This is a genomic window from Dyella sp. (assembly GCF_036568765.1).
GTDB lineage: Bacteria > Pseudomonadota > Gammaproteobacteria > Xanthomonadales > Rhodanobacteraceae > GSA-30.
In genome coordinates, this window is sequence record NZ_DATCRY010000203.1 from 53,241 (window position 1) to 63,333 (window position 10,093).

Genomic DNA, 10,093 nt, shown 5'->3' on the forward strand with positions numbered 1-10,093 from the left:
CTCGATGCGCTTCCTCTCCTCTGGCTTTGCCGTGGGAGGCCTGGGATGAGGGGGCGCTCTTCCTGGCCCAACGACGCATCTCTTCTTAAGCCAAGACACAAAAAAACCGGCCTTCCCGAAGGAAGGCCGGTTCCCGTTTCACATCTACCGCAATTACCAGCCGATATTGAGCTGCATATGCTCCGGCTTATCGGTGTGGATCGTCGAGCTCTGGTTGGACACGTCGTCATAGGCGAAGCCATAGGCCAAGCCGTTGACGCCATGGGTATGCCAGAACTTGGCGTAGAAGTTCGCCGGCGAGCCCAGGTAGAAGGCTTGCGGCACTTCCCACAACGAAGCGTCTTCCATGACGTGGCGGTTGAAGGCCGCGCAGATCTGCGCTTCGATCGCCAACTCGGTGGAATTGCCCGTGGCCAGCGTGCCCTTGCCTTCCAGGATGTCCTGGGTGGTCGGCTTCTGCACGATGTACGGGCTACCGGCGACCACGTTGCCCGAGCCGTCGACTTCGTTGAAGCTCAGGTTGCCATTGACAACCTGGCCGACGAAGTTGCGCCCGCCCACCGTGATGTTCAGCGTGGCGTTGCTGTACTGCTGCCAGATCTGGTTCACGTAGTCATCGAAGTAATGCTCGTTGACCTGACCGACGTCGAACGTCGACTTGCCCGGCGCCATGATGCGTAGCTGGTTGGCCAGCGGCACCTGGAACTCGGCAGGCACTTCGTTCGTGTATTCGGTCAGCAACGCGTCGTGTGCTTCGGTCAAACCCGTCTGCTGGTGGAAGTTCTTGCTGTCGCCCCAGACATCGAGCAGGAGCGGCAGGCCGAAGTCGTCCACCTGGGTCGTGTTGATCCACACACCATTGTCGTTGTACGTGAACTCATACCAGTCGTAGCGCACACCGATATTCGGGTCCGTGCCGTTGAGCGGGTTGGGACCGGCGAAACCGATATTGCCGTTGGCATCCGTCAACACCTTGATGTAGAGCGGTTCGCCCAGCGAGACGAAGATGCGGCCCGAATCCATTTCCGGCAGCTTCATCAGCTTGGCTTGCGCAAGGGTAAAGGCGTAGTTCGGATAGTTCTGGCCGTTCTTGGTCAGGTGACCGGAGGCATCGTTGTCGGCGATCGACATGTGCGCGAAGGTACCGTCAGGCTTCAGCCACGAGAACACATGCGTGGCCGGATCCTGGGCGATGACTTCGACGTAGATCTGATCGTCGGTGTACGCACCATGGGTGTTGTTGACCAGGTCGGTGCCGATGAAGCCCGGATACACCGTATAGTCGGGCGTGCCGGTGGAACCGTTGTTGCTTCCGCCCGTACCCGTCCCCGGATCGCTGCCGCCCGGCTGGGTTGGCTGCGTAGGCTGGGTCGGCGTGCTGCCGTCACCGTAGATTTCCATTTCCCACAGCGAGTAGCCGTACTGCGTATTGCGCTGGGTACCGTACATGCGCACATAGCGGGCCGACACGGTGTTGAAGGTGTCGTTCTCGATGCCGCCCTGTCCGTTGGGCTGGTCGAAGGCGACGCTCCAGTTCTGCTCATCCGTGGAAACCTGGACCTGGTACTGGGTGGCGTGTGCGTTCTCCCAATTCAGCACGACGCGGTTGACTGCCTGCACCGAACCCAGGTCGATCTCGACCCACTGCGGATCGGCGAATGCCGAGGACCAACGCGTACCGGTATCGCCATCGTTGACGTTGGCGCCCTTGAAGGCGACATCGTTTTCGGTGCCGGACACCTTCACCGTCTTATTGAGCGCCAGATTGGTGCCGGCCGCCGGTTGCTGACTGCCAGCGGTACCGCCCGTGCCCGTGTTGCCGGTGTTCCCCGAACCGCTGCTGTCGTTGCTGCCCGTATTGTTTGTACCCGTGTTGTTCGTGCCTGTATTGCTTGCCGCCGTAACGGTCAGGGCCGCTGCCTGGCTGGTGGTGCTGTTGCCGTTGATATCGGTTATGACAACGTCGAACGACGTACCGGTATCGCCTTGCGCAGCCACGAAGCTATAGACCGCCTGGGTTGCCCCATCGATCGGCGTACTGTTGCGACGCCACTGGTAGGTCACCGGGCCGCCGCCGCTGACCGACACGCTGAACTGTGCGGTCTGACCGGCGATTACCGATTGCGGTGCTGGCTGGGCGGCAATAACCGGCGCACCGGCGGCATACACCTCGAACTCGTACAACGAAATGCCGTACTGCGACGAGCGTGCGGTGCTATACAAGCGAACGAACTGCGCCGTCTGCGGCTGGAAGGAAATGCGCTCCGTACCGCCCTGCCCCGGATTCTCGGTGTAGAACGGCTGCTTCCAGTTCTGACCATCGTCGGATACCTGCAACTGGTAGTTGGTCGAGTAGGCACGCTCCCAACGCAGCACAATGTGATCGAACGTATGCGGCGCACCGAGGTCGACGTAGATCCACTGGGTATCTTCGAAGGCCGACGACCAACGGGTATTGGTGATATCGCCGTCGAACGCCTGCGAGGACGACAGATAACCGTCGTTTTCGCTGCCGCTTTCGAACGACTGCTTGCCCAGGGCGAGGTTCACGCCGCCCTTGCCATCGCCGGGAGTGTTGTCGGTGTTATTGCCACCGCCGGTGTTACCGCCAGTGTTGCCTCCGGTATTCCCACCGCCATTGTCGCCACCGCCCGTATTGCCGCCATCCGGCGGCAGATTGCCGCTGGTGGAATTGTCGACAATCAGGGTGGCCGGATCGCTGGCGACCATCAGCCCCTGAGCACTGGTGACCTGAACGATGTAGCTGTCGTTATTGTTGGTGGCGGCCGCAGCCGGCGTGTCGTAGAACGGATCGCTGGTCACGTAGACCGACTTGCCGTTGCGGAACCACTCATAGCTGAGCGGCGCCGCGCCCGTGGCCGTGACGGTGAAATGCGCGCTACGACCGACACCGGCGGTCTGCGTCACCGGCTCGGCGGTAATCACCGGAGCCAGCGCAGTGTTGCCCACCACGCACATCGCCTGCCCCGGATAGTTGTTCGCCACCTGGCGGCTCACATCACCGGCGGACGATACGACAATGCCGAAGCTCGAATCGGTCGGATCGACGTCGGACGTCCAGGTATTCCACTGCGCCGGGAAGGCACACGTAGCCGCATTGGCGGCACTGACGGCTACCGCTTCGTCGCGGGTCGGCAGACGCGCGCCGATACCCTGGCAGTACTGCATCGCCTTTTGCTGGGTCAGCTGTGCCGACTCGTCGCCCAGCACATGCGGCGAACGGGTCCAGATCAGCTGGCTCAGGTTATCGGTGACGGTCTGGGTATCGTTGACGGTATAGCGCTCGTTGGTCGTGCCCGGCTGGCCGCAAGCGGCGCCGTCGTAGACTTCGAGCTCGAACAACGAATAGCCATACTGCGTACCGCGTTTGACACCCTGCATGCGGACGTAGCGGCCGCTGACGCTCGGGAAACTCACGTCTTCGGTGCCACCGGTGCCGGTGTCTTCGCTGTAGGCATCCTTCCAGGTCTGCCGGTCGTTGGAGTACTGGATCTTATAAGCCTGTCCATAAGCGTTCTCCCAACGCAATACCGAGCGGTTGAACGTACGCACCGAGCCAAGATCGACATCCAGCCATTGAGCGTCCGGATCGGCCACGTTGGCGAAGTTCGAGCCCCAGCGCGTGGTGGTGTCCCCATCCACCGCGTTCGGACCTTGCGTGCCGTTCGGGTTTTCTTCGCTTGAGTCGAACGTCTTCTTGTTCAGAGCCAGGTTCGCACCGGGCGGTGCCAGCTTCAACGTGGCCGGATTGCTGGTGGCTTGGCCGACCAGGTTCTTGACCGTCACCTGGTAGCTGCCCACATCGCTCGGGTGCACCGCGTTAATGGTGAGCGTCGGCGAATCGTCGCCAACGACCACATTATCCTTGGTCCACTGGTAATGGAACGGCGAAGAACCGTTCACACCGACGGTAAACGTGGCGGGCTGACCGGGATTGGTCACCACGCTGGTCGGGTCCTGGATCACTTCAGGCGGACGCGCCGCGTTGACGGTCAAGGTGACCGGCGTCGTGCTGATCGTATTGACCGGATTGGACACGGTGACGGCATAGGTCTCGCCGTTATCGGCCGTGCTCAGCACCGGCGTATCGTAGCTGGGACCGCTTGCGCCCGGGATCGGGTTGTTGTTCTTCAGCCACTGATAGCTGACCGTCGGCGAGCCGGTGGCGGTTACCGCAAAATGCGCAGTCTGGCCGGCATCGACGTTGGCCGTCTGCGGTGCCTGCTGGATCGTCACAGGGGCGGGGGCGAAGACGTGCAGCACCGCCTGGGCGGAAAGCTGATCGCCCTGTGCGTTGCTGACATCCACGGTATAGACGGCGCCGTCATCGGATTGCGCGGTCGCACCGGTATCGAGCACGGCACTGTTGGTGCCTACCGGCACATTGTTCTTGAACCATTGGAACTTCAACGGCGGCGCACCGGAGGCGGTTACCGTGAACTGACCCGGCTGGCCGGCAGTGACGTTCTGCGCCACGGGCTGGGCGATGATCGAGGGCTTGCCCAGCTGCGTCACCGGGTTGGGCACAGGATCGATGTCGAAGCTCACCTGCCCTGGGCCGAGGCCGGCGGCAGTGGCGGTGACATTGACCGTGCCTGTCGTGAACAGCGTGCGCAATGCGATCTTGGTCATGCCGCCTTCGAATTGCAGTTCGTGATCGCCCGGCGCGTGGTAATGCAGGCCTTGCGTGGGCGTGACCAACTGCTGCGAACCGCCGTGGTATTCCACCGGACCGGTGACGTTGAAGGTGACATTGACGTCCGCGCCGACCGGCACGAGGTTGCCGGCGGCATCGACCACCTTGGCCACCACAAAAGCGGCGTCCGAACCGTTCGCCGTCAGCTGGAACGACGTGCCGTCCGGGCGCTGCAGTTCATCGACTTTCTGCAGCACGATATGGTCAGGCGCACCGGCCGTGGTGATGTCGTCATGCGCGACGACGTCGCCAGCCGGCCCCAGACACTGCGCGGTGACCGTACCGGCCTGCCAGGTGACATCCCAATGCACCTGCCCAGGCAGCTTGGTGGTCATCTGGGCTTGCTGGGTGCTCGCAGCATCCGGCACGGTATCGTCGCCGACCTGATCGCCTTTTTCGACGAGACCCGCATCGGTGGACGTATCGCTATCCCAGCTTACGGGAGTCTGATCGAGACCCGCGATCTGGCCATTGATGAGCAAGCGCACCGTGGGGCAGTTGCTGAAGGCATTGACTCGCACATTACCGGAACGATTCCAGTGATGCGCCAGCTTCACTACCGGCTTGATCGAGAACGGAACCCAGTTGGCTTGGTAGATGTAGTAGAGCAAGCGCGGGAAACGATTCATATCCACCATGGATTGCCCCATCGAGCGCACCAGGTGGGAATCGGTACCGTCCACGAAGTGGAAGATCTCGCCGGGACTGTCGGCGAAGTACCACTGCGTCATGCCGAAGGTGTTGGCCTTCCGGCCCTGCGTCCACGGGTTGAGGTACTGCAATGCGAACGCGAGCTCGTAGTCGTACGCAGTGCGCTGCGTGCCCCAGTTGGCCCAGTATTCGGCGCCGTAGACCGGCTTGCTCGCGGCATCGTGTTGGTGCAGATACACCTCGCAGCCGGCGCCGTCGCAGGAGATCACATCGCCGTTATTGACGTCGGGAGTACGGTCGGTCTGCGCACGCGGGTTGATCGGATCCCACTGCTGCACGATCTGCCGCAATGCCTGCGCGTAATCCTCGTGCATGGTACCGTTGTTGGCTTCCCACGCCAGGATCGACGGATGGCTGCGGTCGCGAACGATCATGTCGCGATGCAGTTCCTTCTTCAGCGTTTCCTTGTCCTGGCACTGCTGGAAGTTGTCCGCGGTTGGACTGCAGGGGGTCGCGAAGCCGTTCTCGCCATCGCCCGACGGCTGCACGATGAAAACACCGTAAGCGTCGGCTGCTGCGACAAACTCGGGACTGGACGATGAATGACCCGGGCGCCACAAGTTGCCACCGGCGGCGGCCAGCTGCGCCAGATCGCGCCACTGCTGCTCTTCCGGCACTGACGAGCCGAGCGCCGGATAGTCGTAACGACCCGCTGCGCCCCACAGATAATGCTTGTGGCCGTTGATGTATGGAAAATCCTTGTCCCAAGTAATGACACGAATGCCCAGCGGGCTTTCCTTCGCATCGATCACCTGACCGTCGATGCTGACCGTGTGCAGCACCTTGTACATGTGGGGACCGCCCCAGGTGCTATTGTTCGGGTACCACAAGGTGGGCTTGTCGACCGTCAGCGTCTGGTCGAACACCGGTATCGGATCGGCACCGGGAACCGAATGAGCGGCAAGCGTCTTCTGATCCTGCGCAGTAGCTACGACCGTACCGTCGCTATCGACGATCTGCGTGGTCAGCGTTGCAGTCACCGGCACGTCGCGTTCGTTGGCGACATTGGTCTGGACACGTACCGTGGCGCTGGCGTCGCTGGCCGAAACCGTGCCGACGTAGGTACCCCAAGTGTTCTGGCCCGAATAGACGTTCTCCGGGATATACACCTTGTCGGTCACATGCAGGCGCACCGGACGAAAGATGCCGGTGTCGGACTGACCGAAACGGAACGAGCCCGAGATGCTCGGATCTTCGAAGAAGTTGTCGCCGCGTGCGACCTTCACCGCCACCACGTCCGTACCGTCGAAGTGCAGGTAGGGAGTCAAGTCGACAATAAACGGCAGGAAGCCGTCGACGTGAGTGGCGGTTGCATCGGCCTGCACCGCGCTGGTGGTCTTGATGAACTGGCCGTTGATATAGACCTGCGCCCCCATGTGGGCGCCTTCGAACTCCACCATCACCTTCTTGCCGACGTAGTCGGCCGAATGGGTCAGCGTGGTGCGGTACCAACCGATATTGCCGCCCAGTTCGCCATCGCCACCACCGGATTGCTCGTTGATGAAGGTGTTGAACTGGGTGGTCGAATACGGGAGGCCGACTTTCTGCCAGCCCGAATCGTCGAAGTTCACTGCCGCCGCCGCGGCGTTCTTGTCGACCGGATCGGTCTCGTTATTCTCCGCGAGGTAACTCCAGGGTTGCGCACCGAGATTGACCTCGACGCGTTGCGAAGGCGCCAATGTGACTGCCGAAGCAGGCATGACGCTCGCCAGGCATAACGCGGCAACGACGAAAGCGCCTGGAAGGCGCCAACGCTTGCCGCGTAGCCGCTCTGCGACTACGACAGGGTCGTGTTTCATGGAAAAGCCCCTAATGCCCAGGGATTGGGTGCGCGGATCATCCAGATTGCGCATAACCATAGCAATGCGAAAAACGAATGTATGTCGCTTCTTAATATTGCGACATTTGAATACTGCGATGCAGTTGGTACTTCGCCGGACGTATCGATAGAGCAAAGCAATCGAATCGATAGACACAAACGATTCCACTCGCAACCGAATAGACGGCTATACGCCCATAGAGATTTAGACGTTTTATTGGAAGAACGATCCTCCATCCAAATCCATTACATTCGATTACTAAAATTTTATTTCAACGCAAGCTTGGCGAAAGCGTTATGGCAGCATGAACGGTTAAGCAAACCGACAGCTGGATTTCACCCGAGGTTGATCCCTGCCCTCCAAGACTTTCAGCTCCACGCAAGCTATAGACGAGGCAGGCCATGAAAAAGATCGCTCCCTTGACCTTTGCGCTGGCACTAGGGGTTGCCGGAATCGCCGTAGCGCAGGATGCGTTGACGGAGCGCCAGGTTCGCATTCAACTGGAGCAGCAGGGCTACACCAAGGTCCACGACGTCAAGTTTCGCGACGGCATGTGGCGCGCTTATGCCCGAAGCGGCGATGGCACCAAGGTAACTGTGCGTGTCGATCCGAAGACCGGCCAGGCTTTTCCCGACGAGCAGGTTTCTCGCTTGAGTGAACGCGATGTGAGGGCTGCGCTGTCGACCGAAGGCTACACACATGTGCACGATGTGGATTATCGCGACGGTATGTGGCGCGCCAAAGCGGAAAACAGTGCCGGCAAGGATGTAAGGCTGCAGATCGATGCCGAAACCGGGCGTGTCGTCGGCACGGATTGAGTTACCCACGTTCGGGCCAGCCCTTGATGTCAAGGCTACTTGACACACGCACCAGGCAGCTTCAGCCTGTGCATGTCAAGGACCTTCGATACCCCTGAAGCAGGCAATCGCCGGGATTTTCCACATGCCTTCTGGCATGGCCGCAGCTTCCTGCGGTGTTCTACTATCGGTGGGTAACTCTACCGAGGAAGCTCCTGTGCAACGACTTGCTCTCTCCCTGCTCGCCCTGTCGATCGCCACCGCCGTCTGCTCCGCCGATGCGCCGACCATCGATCCGCATCGTCTGTCCGATGAGGTCAAAACGCTGTCTTCGGATGCCTTCGAAGGCCGCGGTCCGGATACGCCCGGCGAGACCAAGACCATCGACTATGTCGTTGGGCAATTGAAAGCTGCCGGCGTGCAGCCCGGTGGGGACCTGAAGGAAGGCAAGCGCGCCTGGACTCAAGCCGTGCCCCTGCTGCGCACCGAGATCGTCGGCACGCCCAAGCTCGAACTGACCGTCGCGGGCAAGACGCAAACGCTGACCCAGGGCGAACAGATCTCGGTGCGCGCACCGCTGGACGGCTCCAAGAGCGTGGACTTGAAGAATGCTCCGCTCGTTTTCGTCGGTTACGGCGTCAGCGCGCCCGAGCGGCACTGGGACGATTTCAAGGGCGTAGACCTGCACGGCAAGATCGCCATAGTGCTGATCAACGATCCGGACTTCGAGACCGGCCAGGGCGATTTCGGTGGAAAGGCCATGACCTACTACGGCCGCTGGACCTACAAGTACGAAGAGGCTGCCCGTCGCGGTGCCGCCGGCGTGCTGGTGGTGCACGAGACCGCACCGGCGTCTTATGGCTGGGCCACGGTAAAGAATTCCAATACCAATGCGATGTTCGACATCGTGCGCGATAAACCGTCCAGCACCCATCCGCAGATCGAAGCGTGGATCCAGCGCGATTTCGCCGTGGATCTGTTCAAGCGCGCCGGCCTGGATTTCGAGGCACTGAAGAAGCAGGCGCAGACCCGCGACTTCAAGCCGGTGACGCTCAAGGGCGCGAGCTTCTCGGCCGCTTTCAAGGTCGATTCGAAAGTGATCACTTCGCACAACATCGTGGGCCGCATCGAAGGCAGCAAGCATCCGGACCAGACCATTATTTATAGCGCGCACTGGGATCACCTGGGGGTGGGCGCGCCGGACGCAAAGGGTGACCGGATATATAACGGGGCGGTGGACAACGCTACCGGCACCGCTTCACTGATCGAGATCGCACGTGCCTTTGCCAAGGGACCGCGTCCGGAACGCTCGGTGGTGTTCCTCAACGTCACCGCCGAGGAAAAAGGCCTGCTCGGCTCGGAATACTACGCCTCCAAGCCGCTCTACCCGCTTGCCAAGACCGTTGCCGTGATCAATATGGATGCCCTCGATCCGCATGGCCCGGCGCGCAACTTCACCATTTCCGGTAACGCCAAGTTCGACCTGCTCGACGAATTGATCGCTACAGCCAAGCGCTGGAACTTGACGTACTCGCCCGATCCGCGACCGGAGGCGGGTGGCTTCTTCCGCTCCGATCACTTCTCCTTCGCCAAGCGCGGTGTGCCGGCGTTGTCGTTCGGCTCCGGCAACGACTGGGTCGACGGCGGCATCGAAGCCGGAAAGAAGGCGGATGACGAATACACCGCCGATCACTACCACCAGCCTTCCGACGAATGGCAGGCAAGCTGGCCGTTCACGGGCATGGCACGCGACCTGGGCATTCTCTACGCGTTGGGCAACGAACTGGCCAACTCCACCACCTGGCCTGACTGGAGCAAGGATTCGGAGTTCCGTGCCGCGCGCGACGCGAGCGCGACCGAACGTAAGTAACGCTCCATCGCGGGGCAGTATGGCGCTGCCCCGCGGTATTCACCCGGTCTGTCGCAAGCGGATAGCGTCCAGCAGCTGAGAGCCAGCGTGCGCCAGCGATGCTTCGTTATGTATGACCCAGGCATCGCCAGGGGTCGGGAAGACCGTGCCGTCGTCTTCGATGTCTTGCAACGGCGGG

3 protein-coding genes are annotated in these 10,093 nt (G+C 61.2%); 2 read left to right on the plus strand and 1 reads right to left on the minus strand.

All coding sequences use genetic code 11. The annotated features are described in order from the left end of the window. Window positions 1–153: 153 nt before the first annotated feature. A complete protein-coding gene (locus tag VIM98_RS14260) occupies window positions 154–7,227 on the minus strand; it encodes a beta-1,3-glucanase family protein (RefSeq protein WP_331993772.1) in 7,074 nt (2,357 codons plus the stop codon). 422 nt (window positions 7,228–7,649) lie between these two features. Here VIM98_RS14260 and VIM98_RS14265 point away from each other — a divergent pair, with 422 nt between their 5' ends. Together VIM98_RS14265 and VIM98_RS14270 are read left to right on the plus strand one after the other, a co-directional pair. Further along, window positions 7,650–8,066: a PepSY domain-containing protein gene (locus tag VIM98_RS14265; protein ID WP_331993773.1), complete on the plus strand. Its 417-nt coding sequence runs from the start codon at window positions 7,650–7,652 to the stop codon at window positions 8,064–8,066. A 196-nt stretch (window positions 8,067–8,262) separates the two neighbouring features. Next, window positions 8,263–9,915, plus strand: a complete 1,653-nt coding sequence (locus tag VIM98_RS14270; protein WP_331993774.1) for a M28 family metallopeptidase — start codon at window positions 8,263–8,265, stop codon at window positions 9,913–9,915. The last annotated feature ends 178 nt before the right edge of the window (window positions 9,916–10,093 follow it).